This window comes from Burkholderia sp. HAN2018, from assembly GCF_024704855.1.
Lineage (GTDB): Bacteria > Pseudomonadota > Gammaproteobacteria > Burkholderiales > Burkholderiaceae > Burkholderia > Burkholderia cepacia.
Genome location: NZ_QOBB01000113.1, coordinates 1 through 22,433, shown reverse-complemented (window position 1 = coordinate 22,433; position 22,433 = coordinate 1). Strand labels below are relative to the sequence as shown.

The 22,433-nt window shown below is 66.1% G+C and carries 20 protein-coding genes; 13 read left to right on the top strand and 7 right to left on the bottom strand.

The genetic code is table 11. The features are described 5' to 3' along the window. The coding region (locus tag DPV74_RS24955; protein ID WP_119338163.1) for a patatin-like phospholipase family protein at positions 1–2,258 on the top strand (2,258 nt) is incomplete at its 5' end. 57 nt (positions 2,259–2,315) lie between these two features. Here DPV74_RS24955 and DPV74_RS24950 read toward each other — a convergent pair. From DPV74_RS24950 to DPV74_RS24940, 3 genes are all read right to left on the bottom strand, one after another. Further along, entirely contained in the window at positions 2,316–2,939 is a 624-nt protein-coding gene (locus DPV74_RS24950; protein ID WP_119338162.1) for an FMN-dependent NADH-azoreductase, read from the bottom strand. A gap of 332 nt (positions 2,940–3,271) precedes the next feature. Then, positions 3,272–4,402: an ATP-binding protein gene (locus DPV74_RS24945; RefSeq protein WP_119338161.1), complete on the bottom strand. Its 1,131-nt coding sequence runs from the start codon at positions 4,400–4,402 to the stop codon at positions 3,272–3,274. Between the two features lie 64 nt (positions 4,403–4,466). Beyond that, positions 4,467–5,177: a response regulator gene (locus tag DPV74_RS24940; RefSeq protein WP_027789596.1), complete on the bottom strand. Its 711-nt coding sequence runs from the start codon at positions 5,175–5,177 to the stop codon at positions 4,467–4,469. Between the two features lie 218 nt (positions 5,178–5,395). Here DPV74_RS24940 and DPV74_RS24935 point away from each other — a divergent pair, with 218 nt between their 5' ends. Beyond that, entirely contained in the window at positions 5,396–6,310 is a 915-nt protein-coding gene (locus DPV74_RS24935) for a glutaminase (RefSeq protein ID WP_027789597.1), read from the top strand. A gap of 260 nt (positions 6,311–6,570) precedes the next feature. Here the strand turns inward: DPV74_RS24935 and DPV74_RS24930 are convergent, their stop codons facing one another. Further along, entirely contained in the window at positions 6,571–7,461 is an 891-nt protein-coding gene (locus tag DPV74_RS24930; RefSeq protein ID WP_162923129.1) for a LysR substrate-binding domain-containing protein, read from the bottom strand. Between the two features lie 233 nt (positions 7,462–7,694). On the opposite strand from DPV74_RS24930, the gene DPV74_RS24925 reads away from it, so the two are divergent. The 3 genes from DPV74_RS24925 to DPV74_RS24915 all read left to right on the top strand — a co-directional run bounded on the left by DPV74_RS24925 (position 7,695) and on the right by DPV74_RS24915 (position 10,722). After that, the gene (locus DPV74_RS24925) at positions 7,695–8,156 is read left to right on the top strand and encodes a Rid family hydrolase (RefSeq protein ID WP_119338159.1); all 462 of its coding nucleotides are present in this window, start codon (positions 7,695–7,697) and stop codon (positions 8,154–8,156) included. Positions 8,157–8,736: 580 nt separating this feature from the next. Further along, complete coding sequence (locus tag DPV74_RS24920) at positions 8,737–9,552, top strand: hypothetical protein (RefSeq protein WP_162923128.1); 816 nt, start codon at positions 8,737–8,739, stop codon at positions 9,550–9,552. Between the two features lie 531 nt (positions 9,553–10,083). Continuing rightward, the gene (locus tag DPV74_RS24915; protein WP_119338157.1) at positions 10,084–10,722 is read left to right on the top strand and encodes an isochorismatase family cysteine hydrolase; all 639 of its coding nucleotides are present in this window, start codon (positions 10,084–10,086) and stop codon (positions 10,720–10,722) included. 159 nt (positions 10,723–10,881) lie between these two features. Here the strand turns inward: DPV74_RS24915 and DPV74_RS24910 are convergent, their stop codons facing one another. Further along, entirely contained in the window at positions 10,882–11,613 is a 732-nt protein-coding gene (locus DPV74_RS24910; protein WP_027789599.1) for a ribonuclease T2, read from the bottom strand. A gap of 230 nt (positions 11,614–11,843) precedes the next feature. On the opposite strand from DPV74_RS24910, the gene DPV74_RS24905 reads away from it, so the two are divergent. Next, positions 11,844–12,233, top strand: coding sequence for an OsmC family protein (locus DPV74_RS24905; protein WP_119338156.1), 390 nt, complete (start codon positions 11,844–11,846; stop codon positions 12,231–12,233). 81 nt (positions 12,234–12,314) lie between these two features. Here the strand turns inward: DPV74_RS24905 and DPV74_RS24900 are convergent, their stop codons facing one another. Both DPV74_RS24900 and DPV74_RS24895 read right to left on the bottom strand, forming a co-directional pair. Continuing rightward, a complete protein-coding gene (locus DPV74_RS24900; protein ID WP_119338155.1) occupies positions 12,315–12,893 on the bottom strand; it encodes a hypothetical protein in 579 nt (192 codons plus the stop codon). Between the two features lie 96 nt (positions 12,894–12,989). Further along, on the bottom strand, positions 12,990–14,393 hold the full coding sequence (locus DPV74_RS24895) for an HdeD family acid-resistance protein (protein ID WP_060198020.1): 1,404 nt from the start codon (positions 14,391–14,393) through the stop codon (positions 12,990–12,992). A gap of 359 nt (positions 14,394–14,752) precedes the next feature. Between DPV74_RS24895 and DPV74_RS24890 the strand changes: the two genes are divergently transcribed. From DPV74_RS24890 to DPV74_RS24860, 7 genes are all read left to right on the top strand, one after another. After that, positions 14,753–15,430: a hypothetical protein gene (locus DPV74_RS24890; protein ID WP_027789603.1), complete on the top strand. Its 678-nt coding sequence runs from the start codon at positions 14,753–14,755 to the stop codon at positions 15,428–15,430. Positions 15,431–15,484: 54 nt separating this feature from the next. Next, the gene (locus DPV74_RS24885; protein WP_119338154.1) at positions 15,485–16,042 is read left to right on the top strand and encodes a helix-turn-helix transcriptional regulator; all 558 of its coding nucleotides are present in this window, start codon (positions 15,485–15,487) and stop codon (positions 16,040–16,042) included. 82 nt (positions 16,043–16,124) lie between these two features. Beyond that, complete coding sequence (locus DPV74_RS24880; RefSeq protein WP_091923585.1) at positions 16,125–16,706, top strand: HD domain-containing protein; 582 nt, start codon at positions 16,125–16,127, stop codon at positions 16,704–16,706. A 55-nt stretch (positions 16,707–16,761) separates the two neighbouring features. Next, on the top strand, positions 16,762–17,490 hold the full coding sequence (locus DPV74_RS24875) for a bifunctional 2-polyprenyl-6-hydroxyphenol methylase/3-demethylubiquinol 3-O-methyltransferase UbiG (RefSeq protein WP_119338153.1): 729 nt from the start codon (positions 16,762–16,764) through the stop codon (positions 17,488–17,490). 280 nt (positions 17,491–17,770) lie between these two features. Then, positions 17,771–18,964, top strand: coding sequence for a macrolide transporter subunit MacA (gene macA, locus DPV74_RS24870; protein WP_119338152.1), 1,194 nt, complete (start codon positions 17,771–17,773; stop codon positions 18,962–18,964). A 2-nt stretch (positions 18,965–18,966) separates the two neighbouring features. Next, on the top strand, positions 18,967–21,027 hold the full coding sequence (locus DPV74_RS24865) for a MacB family efflux pump subunit (protein ID WP_060173636.1): 2,061 nt from the start codon (positions 18,967–18,969) through the stop codon (positions 21,025–21,027). Between the two features lie 13 nt (positions 21,028–21,040). Beyond that, positions 21,041–22,414, top strand: coding sequence for an efflux transporter outer membrane subunit (locus tag DPV74_RS24860; protein ID WP_119338151.1), 1,374 nt, complete (start codon positions 21,041–21,043; stop codon positions 22,412–22,414). Positions 22,415–22,433: the final 19 nt, after the last annotated feature.

Genomic DNA, 22,433 nt, shown 5'->3' with positions numbered 1-22,433 from the left:
CGGCTGCCACGCCCGCCGCATCCGGACACACCTGCGACGCCGACGGCGGCCCGGCCGGCCGCCCGTCGATCGGCCTCGTGCTGTCCGGCGGCGGCGCGCGCGGCTACGCACATCTCGGGGTCCTGAAGGTGCTGGAGGACAACCGCATCCCGATCGACTGCATCGCGGGCACCAGCATGGGTGCCGTGGTCGGCGGGCTGTATGCGAGCGGCATGGCCGCCGGCGAGATGCAGAAGCGGCTGTCGGAGGTCAACCTCGCGGACATCGCGTTCGACGTGACGGATCGCGCGGACCTGCCGCAAACCAGCCGGGAGGACGAACGCCTGTACATCAACGGGCTGACGCTCGGCTTCGGCAAGAAAGGCGTGAAGGCGCCGGTCGGCCTCGTGCAGGGCAACCGGCTGCAGGCGCTGCTCGCGAACTGGACGGCCGCCGTGCCCACCAACCAGCCGTTCGACCGCCTGCCGATCCCGTACCGCGCGGTTGCGACCGACCTGCAGACGGGCCAGATGGTCGTGCTCGACCACGGCTCGCTGCCGCTCGCGATCCGCGCGAGCATGGCCATGCCGGGCCTGTTCGCGCCGGCCGAGATCAACGGGCGCGCGCTGGTGGACGGCGGGCTCGTCAGCAACCTGCCCGTCGACACCGCGCGGCAGATGGGCGCGAACGTCGTGATCGCGGTCGACATCGGCTCGCAACTGCGCCCGCTCGACGCGCTCGCGTCGCCCGCCGACGTGATGCAGCAGATGGTCGGCATCCTGATCCGCCAGAACGTGACCGCCCAGCGCAAGCAGCTCGACGCGCAGGACGTGCTGCTCACGCCGGATCTCGGCTCGCTCGCGTTCACCGATTTCCAGAACGCGAAGCAGGCGATCGCCGCCGGCGCGGCCGCCGCGACCGCGGCGCTGCCGAAGCTGCAGCGCTTCGCGCTCACGCCGGAACAATATGCGGCGTACCGCTCCGCGCACGCGCAACCGCTGCCGCCGCCGATCCGGATCACGCGCATCGAGATCAAGACCTCCGGCGGCGTGCCGAAGCGGGTCGTCAGCAACGCGCTGCACGTGAAGCCCGGCGACACGTACGATCCGAACACCGTCAGCCAGGATCTGCTCGGCCTCACGACGGGCGGCAACTTCGAGAGCGTCACGCAGCAGATCGTGAGCCACGGTGACGAGAACGTGCTCGAGATCGACGCCCGCGAGAAATACTGGGGGCCGAATTTCCTGTTGTTCGGGCTCGGCATGTCGAGCAGTTCGACCGACGAGGGCGGCTTCCGCCTGCACGTCGGCTATCGGCGCCCGTGGCTCACCGAATCGGGGCTCGAATTCCGCGCGGACACGACGATCGGCAGCGACCTGCAATCGGCGCGCGTCGAACTCCGCCAGCCGCTGTCGATGGCCTACGGCGTCTATCTGTCGCCCTACGCGGAATACCAGCGCCGCTACGCGAACCTGTACGACGACTCCGGCGACGTGAAGATCACGCAGTACCTGATGCAGACCGCGCGCGCCGGGATCGACCTCGGCCTGCCGATCGCGCGGCTCGGCGATTTCCGGATCGGCATCGGGTACGTGACCGGGCACGGTTCGCCGACCTACAACCTGCCGTCCCCGTTCGACGACGGCAGCGGCCAGACGCTGCTGTGGCCGAGCTTCACGTCGCAGGCGCTGATCGCGCGTGCGCGGCTCGTCATCGACCAGCTCGACGATCCGCTGTTCCCGCGCAAGGGCTATTTCACCGAGTTCCGCATCGAGCGCTCGCTGGTGTCGCGCAACGGGGGCTCGGCAAGCGAATTCGACGACAGCATCAACAGCGCGCCCTACACCGAGATCTACGGCAAGGCGATGGTGGCGCAGCAGTTCGGCAGCCACAGCGTCAGCGCGACGATCGAAGGCGGCAAGAGCATCGGCGGCACCAACCTGAACAACGCGTTCAACTTCACGCTCGGCGGCTTCCAGCATCTGTCCGCGTATGCGGCCGACCAGCTGAACGGCAACGAGCTCGCGTATGCGCAGGTGACCTACATGAACCAGCTGATGACGTTCAACGCATCGCCGATCAAGGCGCTGTCGGTGGGCGCCAGCGCGGAAGTCGGCAACGTCTGGTCGAGCGGGCAGCAGATCGGCGGCGGCTCGCTCAAGCAGAGCTATACGTTCTTCACGAGCCTGTCGACCGCGTTCGGGCCGGTCTACCTCGGCGTGGCGCTCGGGCCCGGCGGCCGCCGCAACTTCTACCTGCAGCTCGGCCGCACGTACTGAGCGTGCGCGGGTGCCGCTTCGGCGGCATCCGCCACGCCTTCGCGCGACACGCCCGGATCAGAACGCCGCGGCCATCGCGACCGCCCGGGCCTGCGCCCGTTCGATGCTGTCGCTCGCCCGCGCCCCCCACGTGTGTTCGACGGTCAGGCTCCTGACCTCGCTCACGCCGATGAACCTCAACCAGAATTCGATGTAGTCGGCCTGATGCCGGAACCCGGGATTGTCGGCGCCCGCGCCCGTCTCCCGGCTCTGTCCGCGAACATGGATGACCAGCGCGCGCGGAATCTCCAGCAGCGGAGCGTAGGCCTTGCCGTCGAACGTGAACAGCATGTTCCGCTGGCTAACGAGATCGATCAGTTGCTTGAGCTTGTACGGATAACCGAAATTCCACATCGGCACGCCCACGACGATCCGGTCCGCTTCCTGAAAGCGCTTCACGAGCGCCTGGATGCGCCGCCAGGCCGACTGTTCCGCGTCGTCCATCGGCGCGTTGGCGACGCCCTTGTACTTCGCGCCGATCGCGTCGCTGTCGAAGTCCGGCAAGTCTTCTTCCCAGACATTCAGCGTATCGACGTCGATCGACGCGCACGTTTCCCGGAACGCATCGACGAAGGCATTGGCGACCGCGATCGACGCCGACCTCGCGCCGCGGGGAGATGACACGATATTCAAAAGCCGCATGACGTATGACCCTGACAGGAATGCATGAACAACGGAGCGGCCATCGTGGCTGCCCCGGCTTCACGGCTGCGTCGCGGGCCGCCCGCCCCCACTGACACGAATCGGCCCGCCCACACAGTTGCAATTGCAATCGTAATGCAAAGCGCGCACGTGCGCCAAACGAATCGTCATGGGGTGGCGGTGCGGGCAGACATCGGTACGCGGTACGGGTAAGGGACAGCGGGACGAGCCGACGACGCGCTCGAATCCGGCGCGCGCGGCTGTCGCGGGGTCGTGGGGTCGTGCGGGGTTGCTGTCGAGGCCCGGAGGCCCGGGACTCGTGTTGCGGATCGTCAGACCGGCCAGCTGATCTCGAAGCGTGCGCCGCCGAGTTCCACCGGGTCGACGACCGCGATCCGGCCGTTGTGCGCGTGGAGCACCTGCCGCGTGATCGACAGGCCGAGGCCATAGCCGCCGGTGCGGCGGTCGAGGCGCACGAACGCGTCGAAGATCCGCTCGCGCTCGCTCTCCGGCACGCCGGGGCCGTCGTCCTCGACGAAGATCCCGATGTTGCCGTGCACGAGCGAGATCCCGACGACGATCCGCGACCTCGCGTACTTGCTCGCGTTGCGCAGCAGGTTGCGCATCGCGTACGACATCAGCCGCCGGTCCATCTTCACCCGCAGGTCCGACGCGATCGCAATGCGCGACTCGATCGCGCGTTCCGGATACAGCAGCTGCGCATCGTTGACCTGGTGTTCGAACCACGCGACGGGGGCCGTCATCTCGAGATTCGACTGCAGCGAGCTGTATTCGAGCCGCGCGAACGTCAGGCTCATGTCGATCAGTTCCTCGAGCTCGGTCACGTCCTGCGCGATGCTCTCGAGCGCGCTCTGGTATTCGGCCGCGGAACCCGGCTCGCGCAGCATTTCGAGCGCGAAACGCACGCGTGCGAGCGGCGTGCGCAGCTCGTGCGAGATGCCGTTCGTGAGGTCGCGCTGCGCGGCGATCAGGCGTTCCATCCGCATCGCGAGCGCATTCAGCGTCCGCGCGAGCGGGCCGATGATCACGCTGTGCGATTCGCGCGCGCGCGTGTTGAAGCGCCCGCCCGTGAAGTCGATCGCGCGCTCGCGCACCATCACGAGATCCGACCACACCGGCCGCATCCACCGGTACGCCGCGAGCGCGGGTGCGGCGAACACGAACGCGAGCACGATCCAGATGTCGCCGGGCAGCGAATCGAACGCATGCCACACGACCTGCGGCGACAATTCGACGCACAGCGCGAGCGCCGGCACGAGCGCGGTCAGCAGCACGAGGCCGAGCAGATGCAGGTAGGTGCGCACGTAAAGGCGCGACCAGCTCGGAATGCGGTCGGCGCGCGTATCGGTCCACGCGCGGCGGAAATGCAGCCAGCGCCATTTGACGTAGCGCAGCGTCGGCAGCGGCGGTGCATCGGGGTGCGAACGGGTTCGTCGGATCATCTCGGCTCCCGGCCGGCAGGGGGAATGCCCGCGCGGAACGTGACGGCGTCGCCCGAAGGCCGCGTCATTCCCACGCGTGCTTGCTGAATTGATAACCCTTGCTGCGGATCGTCTTGATCCGCTGCGGGTTGCTCGCGTCGTCGCGCAGCTTGCGGCGCAGCTTCGAGATGCGCCCGTCGATCGTGCGGTCGAGGCCGTCGAACTCGACGCCGCGCAACTGCAGCATCAGGTCGTCGCGGCTGACGACTTCGCCCGCATGGCACACGAGCGCCCACAGCAGGTCGAATTCGGCCGACGTCAGGTCGGGCGTGCTGCCGTCGGGCAGCACGACGGAGCGGTCGGTGCGGTCGATCGAGAACTTGCCGAACGCGTAGCGTTCGGGCTGCGGCGCGCTGCTCTCGGGCGCGCGCGCGGGCGCGCGGCGCAGCTGGGCCTTGATCCGCGCGAGCAGGATGCGCGGCTCGACCGGCTTGTGCACGTAGTCGTCCGCGCCGAATTCCAGGCCGAGCAGCTCGTCGAACGGCTCGTCGCGGGCCGTCACCATGATAATCACGCCGTCGTACTGCTTGCGCGCCTCCCGGCAGATTTCGAAGCCGTCCTTGCCCGGCAGGTTCACGTCGAGAATGACGAGATCGGGACGAATGGACAGGATCGCCGGCACCGCGGCGTCACCATGCAGCACAGTGTCGACTTCATAGTCGTTCTTGCGCAGGTAGCCGGCGATCAGCGTGGACAGGCGGGTGTCGTCTTCGACGAGCAGGATGCGAAAAGACATGGGCAGCGGTCGGTTCATCGGGGAAGCCGCGGCGGCGCCGGCCGGTGCCGGACGCCGGCCATTGGCCGAAACGTACCGCATGATACTGCGCCAGCCGATTGCCTGTTTAGCGGTCTTGAAAATAAGGGAGCGATATCGGCCGAGCTTGACGAATCGGCGCCGGGACGGTTCCATACGGGCTCGCCTGAATCCGGGCCATGCCCTGCCCGCCTGACTTGATGAATTACCAAACGATCCTCGAACGCATCCACACCGAACTCGCCCCCTGGATTGGCCAGGGACGGGTCGCCGATTACATTCCCGAGCTCGCGAAAGTGCCCGCCGACAAGTTCGGAATGGCCGTCGTCACACTCGACGGAAACGTTTGCACGGTCGGCGACGCGCACGAGCGCTTCTCGATCCAGAGCATCTCGAAGCTGTTTGCGTGCACGCTCGCGTTCCAGCTGTTGGGCGACGACCTGTGGGAACGGGTCGGCCGCGAGCCCTCCGGCAACGCGTTCAACTCGCTGGTCCAGCTCGAGAGCGAGCGCGGCAAGCCGCGCAACCCGTTCATCAATGCGGGGGCGCTGGTCGTCACCGACGTGCTGTGCCGCCGCTTCGTGAAGGCCGAGACGGCGCTCGTCGAATTCGTGCGGCGGCTGATCGGCGCGAACGACATCGACTACGATTCGCGCGTCGCGCAGTCGGAGCTGCAGCACGCGGAGCGCAACCGCGCGATGGCACACTTCATGGCGAGCTTCGGCAACATGCAGATGCCGCCCGACACGGTGATCGATGCGTATTGCCGACAGTGCGCGATCACGATGAACTGTGTCGAGCTGGCAAGCGCCGCGCTGTTTCTCGCGAATGGCGGTGTCGCGCCGGTGACCGGCGAGCGGATCGTGGATTCGAGTTCCGCCAAGCGGCTGTCGGCGTTGATGCTGACCTGTGGCACTTACGATGCGGCGGGCGATTTTGTGTATCGCGTCGGGTTGCCGGCGAAGAGTGGTGTCGGTGGCGGGATCGTTGCGGTGCTGCCTGGGGAGATGGCGGTTTGTGTGTGGGCGCCGGGGCTCGATGCTAATGGGAATTCGTTGGCGGGGACTTTAGCTTTGGAGTGGTTGACGACCTATTCGGGGCGGTCGATTTTTTGAGGTGTTGAGCATAAGCGCGCTTCATCTGGCACAACGGCGGTCGATTCATATCTGCGCGGCCCGCTCAATTTCGGAATTCGGCCATTGGCAGCAATCGCTCCGAAACAGTCACATGGCTTGCCCGGTACCGGTCATTCGACATGGGCTTGGAAGGTGCCCTTGTATTGTCCGGCTATCGGAGCATGCTGAGCTGTAGCGACAAAGCGCCACCACGTGCGAATTGTCGCAGACCCGATTGACTCGGCCACAGATTACGTTTTCTAGTCGCGCCGCAGGTTTGCGGACGCGGCTTTCAGCACGTCTGCGAAAGTGGTTGCGGCACGGGTTCGCCCCGTTCCTTTCGGCCACAACAAACCGAGTTTTCGAGACAACTCCGGATGCGTTATGGGTATCAAGTTGACGCGTTCGAAGCCGGAACCAGCACGTTCCGGAACGATAGTTGCAAGTTGCCCTTCTGCGGCAACTGCCAGAAGCGACTCCGTGGTATCCATTTCTACGACTACCCTCGACTGGACGCCGGCAGTTTTGAACGCCTCTTCGATCAGGGTGCGCGTCGAGAATTTTGGTGTCAGCAGTGCAAGGGGAATTGAATCGAGCGCTTTCCATTGGACCCGGCGCCTCTGTGCGAAGGGGTGGCTCCGGCCGACAGCAAGGACAAGCCGCTCCGTGAAGAGATACTCGGATTCGACATCGTCCCGCGAAGCTGGATGGAAGGCGAGACCGAGATCGAGTGTTCCGAGTGCCAGTTTCTCCTCGAGCTCAGTTGCGAGTAGATCCTCAACTACGATCCGGACCTTCGGATACTGCTGATTAAAGGACGAGACCGCTCGAGGTAAAAATGACAGCGGAAATATCGGGATCGCACCCAAGGTAAAGGTGCCCGCGTTGAGCTCGTTCAGTTCCTGTAGGGCACGTCTCGCTCGTATCGTTTCATTGCAAGTGCGTGCGGCATAGTCGCGGAAAACCCGGCCGGCCTGTGTAAGGCGAATGCCACGCCCGACTCGATCGAACAGAGCAATTCCTAGTTCCTCTTCGAGTTGCCGAAGGGCGTGCGATAGCGTGGATTGCGCGACGCACATTGTTTCGGCCGCCCGGGAAAGGTTGTTGAGTTCGACGATGGCCAGAAAATAGCGAAGGTGGCGCAGTTCCATATGTCTCCCAGTGGGCTTAGGCCGATGCAGCAGCATCGATCGACGCTGTCGAATGATTTTATCGAATCAATTCATTTTTCCGATTATCGACACCTCCGTATCATTACCCGTCGACACAGCCTCGATATCCGCATCGACAACGAGCGGGCTCGTCGCAAGTGGCAGATGTACGTCACGGAAAGGCAATTCAACCGACGGCACCAGAACCGTCAGTCTCACCTCTGGAGCACCTGATGAGCGTCACCATTGTGCGGCACCCTACTCCCGCGTATCTCGAAGAATCGTGGGCACGCGAATTTTCGGAAGCAATCGAGATCCCTGCATGCGCGACAACCATTACGTTGAGCGGGATAGGCGCACTGCCGTCGAATCTCGATGCCGAGCCGCACACGATCGACTATTTCGGTGATATACAAACACAGACTAAAAGTGTGCTGGATCAAATCCAGCGAATCCTCGAAGGAAAAGGATATGCATTGGGAGATGTGATTGCCGTGCAAGCGCTTTTCGTCGCTGATCCCGTGAGCGGCGATGCTCCGGACTACGAGCGTTTTTCGAGTGTCTATGCTGAATATTTTGGTTCGGCAGTGCAACCAAACCTGCCGGTCCGGACTCGCGCACAGGTAGTTGGGCTTGTCGAGCCCGGCTGGCTGGTCGAGGTGACCGTGACAGCGGCGAAGGTCACGAATGCCTGATCGCACTACTTTCAACCCGACGCATTTGTTTATCGATTCCGCAACATTGTCGACAATCCTGACACGTCGGTGAGCGGCTCTCTTGTGGCCAATCTCGGACGCCAAAGGAGGCGTGCCGCTCGCCCGTCCGGTCTGAGCCGAAGGAATCACATGAGAGCCATATTGCCTGAACACATGCGCTCAGGGGCTTGAGCAATTGGCAACCTGCACCAGTGGTTCAATATTCTGATCCGGTCGCCATCGGTTTACATTCAAGGAGTACGGGGACGCTGGTGTTGGAGTAGTTGACGACTTATTCGGGGCGGTCGATTTTTTAGAGGCGGGCGAAGTCAGACATGGTTAATTCAGCTGCAAAAGCGGTAACACAATCGAAATTCCAAAGGCGTGCGGATAAGCAACGCACGCTTGGCGAATCGCCCGGACCACGGTGTTTTCAATAGCGGCCCCGACACATAAGCTATGCTCGCTGCACATCTGCCCGACATCAGGGTCTAGTCGATACGGACAGCACTTCAACGAGGATCGTGGCAGAAACTGATCAAACGGAGACTCGATCGTGGCGTTATACGGGATATCAGACTTGGCGATCCTGTTTTTTCTGGCGCTTGCCGCCACCATACCGGTCACGCTGATCGTCGCGGCCTTCGGGTTAAACAGTCGCGTTCGAGCGCATAAGACATGGAGACGCGGCGTCGTATTTCTCTGCTGCCTGGTGTTCGTGCAGGCTATCGCATTTGCCAACCATCGTTCAATTGCTGACAGCTATGACCATGCTATAAGCGCCTGGTACACCCACCACCTCACACGGGCAACGGTATTTGACGGGATGACGTTTCCGCCTGGCTCAACGGTCGTTCTCGAAGTGAATTCACCCCATTCGGTCAAAAGCGGCACCGTCCCGTCGAACACACCGCTTCTCGGACTGAACGTGAGCGGCGACTTCTACGTGCTACGTTCCGACGACAGCACGAGCTACATTTATTACGGGACACTTGCGAAGCCGGCGTCGATCGGCGGGATCGAGTGTGCACCCGGCCAATTTACACATCATAAGGAGCGCACCTTCTTCGACCACGAAAAATATCTGGACAACGTGGAGTGCACGCTTGCCTCCGGGTTTCGAGACCGCGAACTCGATCTCCCTGCTGGAACCCGCGTCAAGGCGCACGCTGTCGACGGCACCGTCTCAGAGTCGATTTCGGGAGAGCTACCCCACTCGTGGAAAATTTTCGGCATTGAATGTGGTGCAGGGGCATTTGAATACGACACGCTCAAACACCTCTCCTGCATCTCGGCCGTAGATCAACGTGTGGGTGACTACGAGTTACCTCGCGGGAAAACGATTAGGGTATCGAGGGAGCAGGACGGCAGTCTCACGCTCTTTGGGGGGTATTGAAAAGTCGGTGAGCGTACTGCGCACCCCGGTCAGGAGTAAGGACAACTAGTGCCGTGGCAGCGGCTTGTCCGGCTCGCTCGCGACGAATGGGCCGATATTTTCGGCAGCAACGGACACGATGTCGATCGAACGCATATCGACGCTTCCTTCAGTTTGAACGGTCGCCGCGTACGTATGTTGCCGTTAGGCGCATTCACACTTCCTTTCTGGCAGCGGCGTCGCGTGCGACGATGCGTGTCGGCCCTCGCGCAGATTCGGGCCGTGCTGATGCGTCACCGGTTTCAGATTCACCGCGAACGAACGGCAGCAGCACGCACTCGCAATCGGCCATCATCGACATCGGCGTCGCACTACCGCGACCGACCATTGGTCTCTAATTGCGGCTGCGCACAAACGTGGCGCCGGTATCACGAAGACCACCGCGCGACGCAGCAACATGCCCCTACGAAAATCGCATCGGCAACCACCCCGATTTTCCGGTACAAATCGGGGACGCTGAAATTCCCCGCGAGCTATCGGAGACCCTCGTTCATGACTCGGCAAAACGCACCGGAAATCGCCACAACGGCAACCCGCACGAACCCCGGCGACGCCCCATCCGCCCCGATTCCCGCCATCGTGCCGTCAAGCACCGCGCTGCTCGTCATGCATTACCAGACCGACATCCTCGGCCTCTTCCCGTCGGTCGCGCCCGGTTTGCTCGCCAATACGCGCCGGCTCTGCGACGCGGCGCGGGCAAGCGGCATCGGCGTCTGGTTCGCGAACATCCGGTTCAGCCCCGGCTATCCGGAAGTCAGCCCGCGCAACAAGAACGGCCAGGGCATCAAGCAGCTCGGCCTCTTCACCGACGACGGCCCATGCCCGGAGTTGGGTCGGCAGGCCGACGAGCCGCTGATCGTCGCGCACCGTGCCAGCGTGTTCTTCGGTACCGATCTGCAAGCGCGCCTGGTCGAGCAAGGCGTCGATTCGCTGATCATGGTCGGCATCGCGTCGACGGGCGTGATGCTGTCGTCGATCGCCCACGCGAGCGACGCGGACTTCCGCCTCTACACGGTCAAGGATTGCTGCTACGATCCGGACCCGGTGGTTCACGAGCATCTGTTCGCCACCGCCTTCGAATCGCGCACGACGGTGCTGTCGCTCGAGGACGTGTTGCGGCTGCTCGCGTAAGCGCACGCACAGGCGCGAGCGTGACGGGCCAACGTCATCACCCGAGTCGACCTGCACGGGTGACGGCTACCAGGCCCGGCTGCCGTGGTCGAGCGTCCCGCCGAACCCGTAACGGGCGACGGCGTCCGCGATGCCGCGCGCGCCGCCCCCCCTTCGTCGTTACTTCGCGATATACACACCCGACGTCGGGCACGTGCCCTGCGTATTGCCGTCGGTCACGAGCGACGCGGCGCTCGGGAACTGCGCGGTCGCATTGGTCTTCACCGCGATCCACGCTTCAGTGAAATAGCTGACGCCATTCGTCTTCGTGCACTTCAGCGACACCGCGCTGCGCGTGTTGCTGCCGAACGCGCCTTCGAATGCGGACAGCAACTGGTTGCGCGTGACCGTCTTGCCCGCGTTCGCCTGCAGGAACGCGTTGAACGACGTATTGCCGAGCCGGCTGATCATGCCGGACGCCTGATTCCAGTAGGCATCGGGCGTCGCCGAGTTCGAGCAGGTGCCGTGCTTGAACCATTCGTGCTTGTCGAGGCACGACGCGACGCCCGGCATGTAGGTCGACAGCGTGTTGCGGGTCGCGCTGCTGATCGGGTAGGCGTCCATGCTGCACCACTGGTGCGCGTTGTCGAGGTCGATGTCGTTCTGCGGCACGCCGCAGTAGAACGGCTGGTTGCCGTCATAGCGGTTCGGCCACAGGCCATGCAGCGACAGGCTCGTCGCCGCATACGAGCCGGCGAGGTTCGTGCATTCCGGCGTGTCGTGCGACGCACAGAAGCCGGGCTCCCACGATGCGGCGAGCAACAGGTAGTCGTAGCTGGTCTGCGCGGCGGCGTGCAGCGACACGGAAGCAACGGCGAGTGCGGCAGCGGCGCGGGCGAGCGTCTTGAGCATGGCGTGTTTCCTCGGAAAAGGCATGCGGTCGCGGGATGCGCCGCACGGTTGTCGAATGTCCGACCGCGATTGTCGCCGTCGCAACATGGCACGAATGTGAAGGTGGACGAAAGAATGCGCGGGTCGCCGCCGAGCCGGTTACAACCGGTACCGGTACCAGTGGGTGCCTTCCACCGCAAGCGACGCCGGCGTACCGTGTCGCCACCCTCATCCTGCAACGGAGCATCGCCATGGTGACCGCGACACGGCTCGGCAAGCCACATTGCGTCGAGATCGGCAACGGGCGCAGCGTCGTGCGCTCGGACACACGCAAGGACGGCCAGGGCGGCGACGCCGGCATGCGGCCGCACGAACTGCTCGAAAGCGCGCTCGCGGCCTGCGTCTGCATGTCGATCGACCTGGCCGCACGACGCGCGGGCGTGACGCTGCCCGCGTGCACGGCGGACGTCACCGTCGATCGCCTCGACCATGAAACGGGCTTCGACATCGCACTGCGCTTCGCGGCGCCGCTGTCGCGCGCGCAGCAGACACTCGTGCGCGACGCGGTGCAGGCTTCTCCAGTCGCGCGGACGCTCGGCAAGCCGATACAGGTCAGGCCGGCCACGATCGCGAGCTGCTGACCGTCACGGCGCGCCGGACACGGCACGATCGACACCCGCACGTCGATGGCCACGCGACAAGCATCGGTGGCGAACAGGCACTCACGACCCGGTGCCGAGCTGCGTGCACGCGCGGGCGGACGCTTCGGGGCCTTCGAGCGCGAGGATCTGCCACACGCCGATGCTGACGCGCTGGCGCGCCGCCGTCGACGCATCGGTCAGCAACGCCTCGACGCGCGGTGCCGCATCCGGCGCCTGCTGCTTCAACGCCGCGTGATGCCGCGCACGCGATGCCGGTTCGGATTCGTACACGTCGCACAGGCGCACCATGCCGGCGAGACCGGCGACGTCGTCGTCCTTGTCGATCGCGCGCGGCTCGACAGGCGCGAGCCCCTTGCGCTCCGCCGCCGGCAGCTTGTTGCGCGCGCCTTCGTCGATCGACGCGGCGGATGCCGGCGGCAGGCCGCCGATCGCCGCGACGATCCGGCTGCCCGCGGCGATCATGTCGCCCTGGCACACGATCTTCTCCGCGGCCGCGACGTTCGAGCAGAACGACACCGAGGTGCGGTACACGTCGTCGCTCATGCGTGGCACTTCGTTCACGCTCGCCTGCGCGAAGCCGGCGCTCGTCAGCGCCAGCGCGGCGGGAATCAGGATGCGGAATGCGCTCGTCTTGTTCATTGTTGTTCGTATCTGTGGGTTCTTGTGGCGGGCAACATCGCCGGGGCGTGCGGTGACGGCCTCAGCGACGCCGGTCCCTCGTCCGGCGGCACGCGGTCACTTCAACGACGCGGCCTCCGATCCGCCCGGCGACAGCGCCGCGTTGTCCTGCTCGCGCCACGTGCGGCGCGACGCCATGATCGCCTTCACGGCCGAGCGCGCGACCTTCCACCACGCGAACGGCCGCGGGTCGGCAAGCATGCTGAGCGCGCGCGCATAGTCGAGCGTGAGCCCGGGCGTCCACGCCATCGTCACCGCGCGCTTGCGGATCTGCGCGGCAACCCACAGCTCGGGCGTGAGCAGCAACCGCACGAACGCGCCCCATCCGGCGCGCGCGCCCTTCAGCCGCCACACCGCGCCGTCGAGCGCGGCTTCGAGTGCGTTCGACACGGTGCTCGAGCAGTTGCGGTGCGTGAGGTTGTACGTCACGTTCTGCCGGTACGACGACCAGAACGCGTCCAGCTTCGCCGGATCGTAGTTGCGGATCCGCACGCGCACCGTCGACGGGCACCATGCCTTCGACTCGGTCGCGTAGTCGGGCTGGAACAAGCCCGGCACGTCGTTTTCGCGGGTTGCACGCAGGATGCGCGTGAATTCGTCCGGAGAACGATCGATTTCGACGCCCGGATACAGGCTGATATAGATGCCCTCCGGCGATTCCAGCGCCGCGTGCCCGGTCGAGATCACGCCGTTGACGTCCACCGCCGCGATATAGCGGTCGATCACGGGGTAGCGTTGCGCTTCGGCTTTCGACGTGCCGGTCGGCGTCCACACGTGCACGGTGAGCGCATGCTCGCCGTCGGCGGGCGGGCCGTCCCATTCAGATTGGGAAAAATGCGGCAGGTCGCGTGCATCGTCGAGGTCCGGCGCGAGTGCCGGCGCCGGCGAGGTCGCAAACGCCGGATTGCGCGTCAGTCGCCGCACGCGTGCGGCGAGGCTCAGCATGTGCATCCCGCCGAATATCAGCAGCAGGCCGAGGCAGTACGGCACGGTGCCCACATAGTGGGTCGGGTACGGCTGGTAGAAGAAGATCGCCAGCAGGATCTCGACGACACCCCACGCGAAGGCGACGTTCCAGCGGCGATAGCGCACCATCCACGCGGCGGTGCACTGCAGCAGCCCGTCGACGAGGAACAGCGTGCCGAAGATCATCGACAGCAGGAAATGGCCGTGGTGATGCCCCGCGAACACGAGCCCGGCGGCCACCACGACCGCGATCCCCTTCACGTAGCGCAGGACGCGCTGCCCGCCGACGCCGCTGCCGGCCACCGCGAGCGTCGCGAGCCCCTCGATCAGGAACAGCCACGCGAAGATCTGGATCGGAAAATGCAGCGCGCCGTCGAGCGCGTCGACGAAGATCACGACACCCGCGACGACCCACACCCAGCCGAGCGCGGTCAGCCCGCGCCAGCGGGTGCGCAAGTATTCGATGCCCAGCAGCAGTAAGACCAGTCGTACCATCGCGCCCTCTCGTGATTTTTTTGGGACACGCGCTGGCCACGCGGGTCCTGTCGTTTCGACCGCGCATCGAGCGACGCACAGGCCGAAAAGCGGTCATTCGTGCCGGCGCGTCACGCCTCGACATGACCGTTGGCGGCCGGTACGCCTCCGCACTGGCCGAATAATAAGATATGGCGGAGGCGGTTGAAAGCGCGACGAAAACGTTGGCGGCGGGTCTGGAGAGCGCAGCATGCCGCTGGACAGGGCCGGATTGCGAGCGCTGCCCAGGCAGATTTCCCGTTCGACAACGCGCGGCGGATACGCCAGAATCCCGCTACGAGGGCGTCAAAAGGCCGAACCGCGCAAGACGGGACAAGACAATGACCATATCGATCGCACGCCGACGGTGGCTCGCCGCCGCATTCGCCGCGGGCTGCGTCGCGCTGCCGGGCTGTCACAAGCCGCAGACGCAAGCCGAGCGGCCGCCATCCGAAGATCAGCTGTTCAAGTCGGGGCTGGTGCGGGACGAGCCGTACGACGAAGCGGTATCGGGCTTCATGACCACCGCAGACCATACGAAGCTGGTCGTGCTGGGCCGCCCCGTGCACTTCGTCCTCGATCTGCCGGACACGCTGCGGTCGGCCTTGTCGTCCCGCTACCGGACATCGCTGCGTTGGTCGTTCACCGGATTCCAGGCGATCGGCGGCCATGTCAAAGGCCATTACCGTGTCGTGCTGCCGGATGGCGCTTCGACAATCGATCGGCTGGCAGCGGTCGCGCACGGGTACGTCGCCGTGCGGGACGGTTTCGCGCTCGAAGGCAATATCGCCGGAATGCGTTATTCCACCCAGGGTTTCGACATACCGCCGAAGGTCGCCGCTCAGTTGCTCGACCGGCCGTACACGATCCCTGCCCGGCATGTGACAACGGCACTGGCGGGCCTGAATCTCACGATGCAGCCCACGCCGATCACGGCCACTGCCGATGGCGATCTCGTCGTTGGCGGCGCAACGCTGGTGCCGGTCGAACTCGTCGTGCTTCAGGCACCACGGGAATGACGACTCCATCCATCGCAGCCGCAACGCGACGCACATACCGAACGGAGTACCGCCATGTCTGCCTCACCGCTACACGCACCACCGCTCGGCCCGCAGCTCAAGCGCTGGCGTGCGCTGCACCGCGTGAAGCAGAGCCACGCGGCGGAGCTGTTCGGCGTGGCGCAATCGACGATCTCACGCTGGGAAGCCGGCCTGCAACAGATGTCGCCCGACGAACGCGCGACGGCCGAACGGCTGCTCGCCGCGCACCTCGATTCCGCGGGCGATCACGCGCTTGCGCGGCTCGTCGCGGGCAGCGCGGGCCGCATCCATCTCGTGTGCGACCTCACGCACCGGCTGCTCGCCTGTTCGCCTGCGCGAGCAGCCGAATTCTCGCAACCGCTGTCGATGCTGCTCGGCACGTCGCTGTGGCGCTATGCGACGCCGGAAATCGTCCGCATGGAAGCCGCGCTCGATACGCTCGGCTGGCATGATCGCGCGGGGCCGCCGAGCGTCGAATTCGATACCGGCGCGAATGCGTCGCGCGTCGTGCCGATCCGCGGCAGCCTGTGCCGGTGGACACGGATGACGCTGTCGGACGGATCGGCCGCGCGGCTCGTGGAAACGCTGTAATACGACCCCGCGCATATTTCATGCGTGGACGAACCGTGCGTGCCCGCCTTACGCTGGACGGCTCATCGCACGGACACCGACCATGAACCCCGATACGATCCACGCGCGGCTCGCGTTCCTGCGCGAAGCCGAACGCCTGAAGAATGTGCTGCGCAGCGGCCACACGTCGGCCGGGCGCGCGGAAAGCACCGCCGAGCATAGCTGGCGGCTGTGCCTGATGGCACTCGTATTCGCCGATGCGCTGCCCGGCATCGACACGCTGAAGCTGCTGAAGCTGTGCGTCGTCCACGATCTCGGCGAGGCGCTGCACGGCGACATCCCCGCGATCGAGCAGGCCGCGCACCCCGACAAGAGCGCGCACGAACGCGACGACCTGCTGACGTTGACCGCGCCGCTCGATCCGGTGCAGCGCGACGAAATCGTCGCACTGTGGGATGAATACGAAGCGGCCGCGTCGCCGGAAGCGCGCGCGGCGAAAGCGTTCGACAAGCTGGAGACGATCCTGCAGCACACCCAGGGCAGCAATCCACCCGATTTCGACTACGCGTTCAATCTCGGCTACGGCCGCCGCTATACCGACGCCGCACCGCTGTTCAGCGCGATCCGCGACATCGTCGACGCCGACACGCAGCGCCGGATCGACGCGGGCGGGCAGCACGCGTAAGCTCGCGGAACCGGGCGCGCGGCACCGCGCACCCTGCCCGCACGAGGCCCTACGCATGACGCAGAACATCTACGACGACCCGGCTTTCTTCGAAGGCTACAGCCGCCTGAACCGCTCGATCCACGGACTCGACGGCGCCCCCGAATGGCCCGCGCTGCGCGCGCTGCTACCCGACCTGCCCGGTCGCCGCGTGCTCGACCTCGGCTGCGGCTACGGCTGGTTCAGCCGCTGGGCCGCCGGCCAGGGCGCGGCAAGCGTGCTCGGCATCGACGTGTCCGAGCGCATGCTCGAACGTGCGGCATCGAACGCCGCGCATCCGGCGATCACGTACCGCCGCGCCGACCTCGAAACGTTCGCGCTGCCGGATGCCGCGTTCGATCTCGCGTACAGCTCGCTCGCGTTCCATTACATCGCAGACCTTGATACCTTGTTCCGCACGCTCCATCGCACGCTCGTGCCGGGCGGGCGGCTCGTGTTCTCGATCGAGCATCCGGTCTATACGGCGCCGCGCCGGCCCGGTTTCGTCGTCGATGCGCAGGGCAACCGCTCGTGGCCGCTCGACGGCTATCAGCGCGAAGGCGAACGCGTGACCGACTGGCTCGCGCCGGGCGTCGTCAAGCAGCACCGCACGCTCGGCACGCTCGTGAACCTGCTGATCGGCAGCGGCTTCACGCTCACGCACCTGGGCGAATGGGGGCCGACGCAGGAACAGGTCGATGCCCTGCCCGCGCTCGACGAGGAACGCGACCGGCCGATGATGGCCCTCGTCGCCGCACGGCGATAACGCACGCCGCAACACGCGCACGAGCTTTCGCCCGCTGCGCTGACAGATTGCAACAATGTCGCCGCCCGGCCTCCGTTCCTGCACGGCGTCCGTACAATTCAGCACAATTTCCACACGATTTGTCGTGAATTCCTCGCTTACCATGAGCGGCTGATTCGACCCGGCACGGCCGCGCGAGGTGTACGCGGAAGCCCGCGGGCAACCCGCCAGGCGACGCCGACCGGATCGTCCCGACCGGCCGCACTCAACGCCGGCACCGCTTCATCCTCGCCGCACGCTCATGACTCAGAAGACCCATCGCCGCCGGCGCATCGTGCTGGCCACCGTTGCCATCGTCGCGATCGCCACCGGTGTCACGCTGAAGGCGTGCGCACCCGACAAGCATCCGCAATACCTGTCCGCGCCCGTCTCGCGCGGCGACCTCGAAAACGCGGTGCTGGCCACCGGTGCGCTGCAGGCATTCAGGCAGGTCGACGTCGGCGCGCAAGTCTCGGGGCAGTTGAAGTCGCTGAAGGTCAAGCTCGGCGACAAGGTCACGAAGGGCCAGTGGCTCGCCGAGATCGACCCCGTGCTCTCGGAAAACGCGCTGCGGCAGGCACGCGCCAGCGAAGAAAGCCTGCGCGCGCAGCAGCAATCGACCGCCGCGCAACTCACGCAGGCGGAACTCGCGTTCCGGCGCCAGCAGGCCATGCTGCCCGACGACGCGACGTCGCGCGAGTCGTTCGAAGCCGCGCGCGCGACGCTCGACGTGCAGCGCGCGACGCTCGCGTCGCTCGCCGCGCAGATCCGCTCGGCCCGCATCCAGATCGAGACCGCGCAGGCCAACCTCGGCTACACGCGCATCGTCGCGCCGATCGACGGCCAGGTCGTCGCGATCGTCACGCAGGAAGGCCAGACGGTGATCGCGCAACAGCAGGCGCCGGTGATCCTGAAGCTCGCGGATCTCGACACGATGACCGTGAAGGCGCAGGTGTCGGAAGCCGACGTGATCCGCGTGAACGCCGGCCAGACCGCATATTTCACGATCCTGGGTGAACCGGACAGGCGCCACTACGGCAAGCTGCGCGCGATCGAGCCGGCGCCGCAGAACTACGCCGAGACGCAAAGCGCACTCGGCGGCGGCGCGGGCGGCGGTACGAAACCAAATTCGGCGGTGTTCTACAACGCGTTGTTCGAGGTGCCGAATCCCGAGCACCGGCTGCGCATCTCGATGACCGCGCAGGTCAACATCGTGCTCGGCAACGCACGCAACGCGCTCAGCATTCCGGCCGCCGCGCTCGGTGAGAAACGCAAGGACGGCACCTACGCGGTGCGCGTGCTGCGCGCCGACGGCAGCACGGAAACGCGCAACGTCCGCATCGGCATCAACAACAACGTGCGCGTCGAAGTGCTGGCCGGCCTGAAGGACGGCGAACGCGTCGTGATCGGCGAGGCGTCCGCGGACGACCACGCACCGCTGGCGGACGTGGTGTGACGATGAGCCAGCCCCTGCTGAAACTCTCCGCCGTCACACGACGCTTTCCGGCCGGCGACAAGGACGTCGTCGTGCTGAACAACGTCAACCTGTCGATCCACGCGGGCGAGATCGTCGCGATCGTCGGCGCATCGGGCTCCGGGAAGTCGACGCTGATGAACATCCTCGGCTGCCTCGACCACCCGAGCGAAGGCACCTACACGGTCGGCGGTCGCGACACGCACATGCTCGACAGCGACGAGCTCGCGCAACTGCGCCGCGAGCACTTCGGCTTCGTGTTCCAGCGCTATCACCTGCTGCCGCACGTCGACGCCGCCGCGAACCTCGAAATGCCCGCGATCTATGCCGGCACGCCGCGCGCGGAGCGGCACGCGCGCGCACGCGAGCTGCTCGCGCGCCTCGGGCTCGCGGATCGCGCGCACCATCGCCCCGGGCAACTGTCCGGCGGCCAGCAGCAGCGCGTGAGCATCGCGCGCGCGCTGATGAACGGCGGCCAGGTGATCCTCGCCGACGAACCGACCGGCGCGCTCGACACGAAAAGCGGCCAGGACGTGATCCGCATCCTGCACGAGCTGAACGCGCTCGGTCATACGATCGTCATCGTCACGCACGACAAGGCCGTCGCGCGCCATGCGCGGCGCATCATCGAGATCAGCGACGGCGCGATCGTCGCCGACCGGCCGAACCGCCACCATGCGGAAGCCCTCGCGGAAGCAGCCGCGGGCGCGGATGCAGCGGAAGCGAGCGAAGCGGAAACCGGCGCGCCGTCCGCCCGCGATCGTCACGACACGCCGTCGCCGCCCGCAGCAGTCGCCCCCGATCCGCAGGCCGATGCCGCCCCGCGCGCACGCCGCTTCGCGGCCGGCTCCGGGCGCTTCGCCGAGGCCTGCCGGATGGCGTGGATCGCACTCGTGTCGCACCGGCTGCGCACGCTGCTGACGATGCTCGGCATCATCATCGGCATCACGTCGGTCGTGTCGATCGTCGCGATCGGCGAAGGCGCGAAGCGCTACATGCTCGACGAGATCGGCAGCATCGGCACGAACACGATCAACATCTACCCGGGGACCGACTGGGGCGACAGCCGCGCCGATGCGATCCAGACGCTCGTGCCCGCCGATGTCGCCGCGCTCGCCGAGCAGCCGTACGTCGACAGCGCGACGCCCGAAACGTCGCGCACGCTGCTGCTGCGCTACCGCAACGTCGACGTGAACGCGCTCGTGAGCGGCGTCGGCGACCGCTTCTTCCAGGCGCGCGGGATGCGCTTCGCGCTCGGTGTCGCATTCGACGAGGACGCGGTGCGCCGCCAGGTGCAGGTGGCCGTGATCGACCAGAACACGCGCCGCAAGCTGTTCGGCGCGACGCGCAACCCGATCGGCGAAGTGATCCTGGTCGACAACGTGCCGTGCGTCGTGATCGGCGTGACGGCGGACAAGAAAAGCGCGTTCGGCAGCATGAAGAGCCTGAACGTGTGGGTGCCGTACACGACCGCGAGCGGGCGTCTCTTCGGGCAGCGTTATCTCGACAGCATCACCGTGCGCGTGCGCGACGGGCAGCCGAGCGCCGCCGCCGAAAAGAGCCTCGAAACGCTGATGAAGCAGCGCCACGGCCGCAAGGACTTCTTCACGTACAACATGGACAGCGTCGTGAAGACCGTCGAGAAAACCGGCCAGTCGCTGACGCTGCTGCTGTCGCTGATCGCCGTGATCTCGCTCGTCGTCGGCGGAATCGGCGTGATGAACATCATGCTGGTGTCGGTGACCGAGCGCACGCGCGAAATCGGCATCCGGATGGCGGTCGGCGCGCGCCAGTCCGACATCCTGCAGCAGTTTCTCGTCGAGGCCGTGCTGGTCTGCCTGCTCGGCGGCACGATCGGCATCGCGCTGTCGTTCGGGCTCGGCGCGCTGTTCTCGATGTTCGTCGCGCAGTGGAAGATGGTGTTCTCGGCCGGCGCGATCGTGACCGCGTTCGTCTGCTCGACGCTCACCGGTGTGATATTCGGCTTCATGCCCGCGCGCAACGCATCGCGGCTCGATCCGATCGATGCGCTCGCGCGCGACTGACGCAAGGCCCGCCATGACGCATTCCTCACCGCTCCAGCGCCTCGGCGCATTCGCATGCGCGGCCGCGCTGCTCGCCGGCTGCGCGGGCGCGCGCCATGATCCGCTGCCCGCCGTCGCGATGCCCGCGAACTGGTCGGCACCGGTTTCCGCCGACGCACCGGCCACGACGCGCGACTGGTGGCGCAGCTTCGGCGATCCGCAACTCGACGCGCTGATCGACGACGCGCTGCGCGCCAACAACGACCTCGCGATCGCGGCGATCCGCGTGTACCGCGCGCAACTGCAGGCCGGGCTCGCGAATACGAACCTGACGCCCAACGTGACGCTCGGCGCGAACGATGCCGTGTCGCGCACGCTCGATACGCACCAGATGCGCCGGTCGAGCAACGCGAACGTTTCGCTTAGCTATGAAATCGACCTGTGGGGCCGGCTGGCCGCACTGCGCGACGCCGCGCGCTGGGAAGCCGACGCGACGGCCGCCGATCTCGAAGCCGCGCGGCTGTCGCTGATCGGCACGACCGCGTCGCTGTACTGGCGGATCGGCTTTCTGAACCGGCAGATCGCGCTCGGCGACGCGAACATCGCGTATGCGGTCCGCACGCTCGCGGTCGTCCGGTCGCGGCACACGGCCGGCGCCGTGTCGGGGCTCGACCTTGCGCAGGCCGAACAAAGCCTCGCCACGCAACGCGCCGCGCAGACACGCCTGATCCAGCAGCGTACCGAGAACCGTCACGCCCTCGCGATCCTGTTCGACCGGCCGCCACAACAACGCGCGGCCGAACCGCCCGCGCTGCCCGACGCGCCGCCGCCGGAAGTGGCGGCCGGCCTGCCGGCCAGCCTGCTCGGCCGGCGCCCCGACTTGCGCGCGGCGGAATTCAGGCTGCGCGAATCGCTCGCGCAGGTCGACGCGACACGTACCAGTTTCTACCCGACCTTCACGCTGACCGGCACGGCCGGCACGTCGAGCACGAGCCTCGAGCGCGTGCTCGCGAATCCGGTCGGCACGCTCGGGCTCGGCCTGGCCCTGCCGTTCATCCAGTGGAACACGATGCAGCTGCAGATCAAGGTGTCGAAGACGCAGTACGAGGAGGCCGTCGTTGGGTTCCGGCAGAAGCTCTACACGGCACTCGCGGAAGTCGAGAACGCGCTGTCGGCGCGCGTCCAGCTCGAACGCGAGGCCGAACAGCGCGCGCTGTCGCTCGAACAGGCGCAGCGCGCCGAGCGGCTCGCCGCCGCGCAGTTCGCGGCCGGCGCGACCGCCGTGCAACCGTGGCTCGACCAGCAGCAGCGGCTGCGCGATGCGCAAAGCGCCGACGAACAGACGCGGCTGGACCGGCTCAACAACCAGATGACCCTGTACCGCGCGCTCGGCGGCGGGATGTCCTGACCGGCCCGCGCACCGGGCC

Excerpts from the sequence above, each read along its gene's own strand:
- DPV74_RS24950 (WP_119338162.1), bottom strand. The coding sequence starts at position 2,939 with ATGCGGCTTTTGAATATCGTGTCATCTCCCCGCGGCGCGAGGTCGGCG.
- DPV74_RS24945 (WP_119338161.1), bottom strand. The coding sequence starts at position 4,402 with ATGATCCGACGAACCCGTTCGCACCCCGATGCACCGCCGCTGCCGACG.
- DPV74_RS24940 (WP_027789596.1), bottom strand. The coding sequence starts at position 5,177 with ATGTCTTTTCGCATCCTGCTCGTCGAAGACGACACCCGCCTGTCCACG.
- DPV74_RS24935 (WP_027789597.1), top strand. The coding sequence starts at position 5,396 with ATGAATTACCAAACGATCCTCGAACGCATCCACACCGAACTCGCCCCC.
- DPV74_RS24930 (WP_162923129.1), bottom strand. The coding sequence starts at position 7,461 with ATGGAACTGCGCCACCTTCGCTATTTTCTGGCCATCGTCGAACTCAAC.
- DPV74_RS24925 (WP_119338159.1), top strand. The coding sequence starts at position 7,695 with ATGAGCGTCACCATTGTGCGGCACCCTACTCCCGCGTATCTCGAAGAA.
- DPV74_RS24915 (WP_119338157.1), top strand. The coding sequence starts at position 10,084 with ATGACTCGGCAAAACGCACCGGAAATCGCCACAACGGCAACCCGCACG.
- DPV74_RS24910 (WP_027789599.1), bottom strand. The coding sequence starts at position 11,613 with ATGCTCAAGACGCTCGCCCGCGCCGCTGCCGCACTCGCCGTTGCTTCC.
- DPV74_RS24905 (WP_119338156.1), top strand. The coding sequence starts at position 11,844 with ATGGTGACCGCGACACGGCTCGGCAAGCCACATTGCGTCGAGATCGGC.
- DPV74_RS24900 (WP_119338155.1), bottom strand. The coding sequence starts at position 12,893 with ATGAACAAGACGAGCGCATTCCGCATCCTGATTCCCGCCGCGCTGGCG.
- DPV74_RS24895 (WP_060198020.1), bottom strand. The coding sequence starts at position 14,393 with ATGGTACGACTGGTCTTACTGCTGCTGGGCATCGAATACTTGCGCACC.
- DPV74_RS24890 (WP_027789603.1), top strand. The coding sequence starts at position 14,753 with ATGACCATATCGATCGCACGCCGACGGTGGCTCGCCGCCGCATTCGCC.
- DPV74_RS24885 (WP_119338154.1), top strand. The coding sequence starts at position 15,485 with ATGTCTGCCTCACCGCTACACGCACCACCGCTCGGCCCGCAGCTCAAG.
- DPV74_RS24880 (WP_091923585.1), top strand. The coding sequence starts at position 16,125 with ATGAACCCCGATACGATCCACGCGCGGCTCGCGTTCCTGCGCGAAGCC.
- DPV74_RS24875 (WP_119338153.1), top strand. The coding sequence starts at position 16,762 with ATGACGCAGAACATCTACGACGACCCGGCTTTCTTCGAAGGCTACAGC.
- macA (WP_119338152.1), top strand. The coding sequence starts at position 17,771 with ATGACTCAGAAGACCCATCGCCGCCGGCGCATCGTGCTGGCCACCGTT.
- DPV74_RS24865 (WP_060173636.1), top strand. The coding sequence starts at position 18,967 with ATGAGCCAGCCCCTGCTGAAACTCTCCGCCGTCACACGACGCTTTCCG.
- DPV74_RS24860 (WP_119338151.1), top strand. The coding sequence starts at position 21,041 with ATGACGCATTCCTCACCGCTCCAGCGCCTCGGCGCATTCGCATGCGCG.